Source organism: Paenibacillus sp. P4_E11, from assembly GCF_056401635.1.
In genome coordinates this window covers 1-1901 of sequence record NZ_JBFUIX010000393.1, presented here as the reverse complement: position 1 = coordinate 1901, position 1901 = coordinate 1, and the positions used below count along the sequence as shown (strand labels likewise).

At 39.6% G+C, this 1901-nt stretch carries 2 protein-coding genes; both read right to left on the bottom strand.

Going from position 1 to position 1901, the window contains the following annotated elements:
- Window positions 1-569: 569 nt before the first annotated feature.
- Window positions 570-1178, bottom strand: coding sequence for a methyltransferase domain-containing protein (locus AC1DWB_RS34390; protein ID WP_477545565.1), 609 nt, complete (start codon window positions 1176-1178; stop codon window positions 570-572).
- A gap of 519 nt (window positions 1179-1697) precedes the next feature.
- The coding region (locus tag AC1DWB_RS34385) for a hypothetical protein (protein ID WP_477545564.1) at window positions 1698-1901 on the bottom strand (204 nt) is incomplete at its 5' end.

Genomic DNA, 1901 nt, shown 5'->3' with positions numbered 1-1901 from the left:
TTGTTTATATGGGAAGACGCCTCCGTGATACTGTTCCTGTAATAACACATCAAACGAGGCGTCTTTTCCTTTCCGAGAGATATCGTCTCGGTCATTATATCTGACAATCAATCGGACAGTGACGGGCAATACGTCTTTCGGGCAATTCAGTTCAGCGGAAACATGTAAAAACCGACATAGGCAGATTCATTCACGATAACTGTATAACAGGAAAAGGTCAGAATAACAAATTGTTCGGAATAACTTTACTTATTACGAAGTCGTATTAAATACAGCATCTTCAGCTTGTTGCGCTGGCGAATGYAGAAGACAAACAAGCAAGGGGAGAAGGGATCGAGTGCGAACCCTTACTGAATGTGTGCCGCCAGGCATTGTTTGATTCGCGTAGATCGGTGCTGCCGCAAGCCAGGTACACCTAGTCAAGGCTTGGCATCGTCAGCACAGGACCTCTAAGGCACGAACTACCTGGCGAAGCAAGGTCGCATCGAAGTCCGCCCTGACTTATCGTCCCAATGAACTTCGTTAGTAAAATAAGAAATAGCGCCCATAAGGCGCTAAGTTGTATCTGTTTAGTTTTGACATTTAATCAAGAATGCTATTTTGCGGTTGATTGCTTGTGCGGGGCTCGAGACAGTTTGGATTTCCACTTTCCAGTTAGGATCATTTTCAAAAATCTCAACGTGTACGCAATTGTAATATATAAGGGTTATTTTCGTTTGGATGGATTCATCTAATTTCTCTTTAAATTGGCGCATCACAACTTCATCGAAAGGATTAAAAAGGTAAAATAAAGTACCCTCCTGCGGAAACATCGTTACTGCCCCACCACTAATGATATTAACTTTAGGTTCGTCTTTGAACATCAATTTTGTGGCTTCCGCTACTTTTGAATTAATCTCGACCCCGATTATTTTATTATTGAATCCTTGCTTCAGCCACCATGCTATAACGCGCCCCTTACCACATCCAACGTCTACTAAAACATCATCAGGACTTGGTTTAAATCGCCTAAATACATGAGACAATACGAAATAATCTGTACTTTGTGTTGGGTACGCCCCATCCTCTACTGGTTTTATTGAACCGCCAAACCACCGTTTATAGTACCAAAGGTCAAGGCCTGTATTATATGTTCTTTTAGCAATTATTCTAAATGCCCTAAATAAGTTCGTATTCATACTAACAACTCCAGCCTTCTCTTAAAGTATAAATCACTGTATGACCAGTCACCTACATCACCTTCGTTAGATTAAGAAGCAGCTACTTCCTAAAACCCATCTAAAGATATCAAAATTTCCTTTACATCCATAAAAATTTTACATCTTAGAGGTTTCTATTCCACAAGAAGGATGAATTTCCTTTATTATACTTTGAATGTGGGCTGTTAAGTTAACAAAGGTTCATGACCCAAGATGCTTCAGTTAAATTGAACACCTACTAGGCATCCATCGCCCTGATTTATGAGGCACACCTGATGGATCTTGAGATTCTGGAAAGCTCACCTTCAAGATGGAATTGAAGACGATCATTCTGGTCTGATAAAGCAAACTTATATGATCGCCACCTCAAGAACTATGAGGATAGTCGCTAACGTATCCCCTAGACCGGGCTTGAGCATTAACTTACACCCACCGTATATGACTTATACCTATACCGGTACTTCACTTGTTACCTATTTCGAAAAATGGATCACATGCCTATAGATTATTATATAAATTTTCTATTAGTTGTTTTTCGCCTGGATATCTTTTTACTAATAAATCATAAATCACGTTATCCTGCTGTTCTATTTTCTTTGAAATTGCAAGGTAGTATCTGGTGATTGTCCTTAGAAGAGGATCGTCAAGGTCAGTTTTCTCAGATACAACAAATTTATATACTTCAGCCGCTTTCTTGTATTC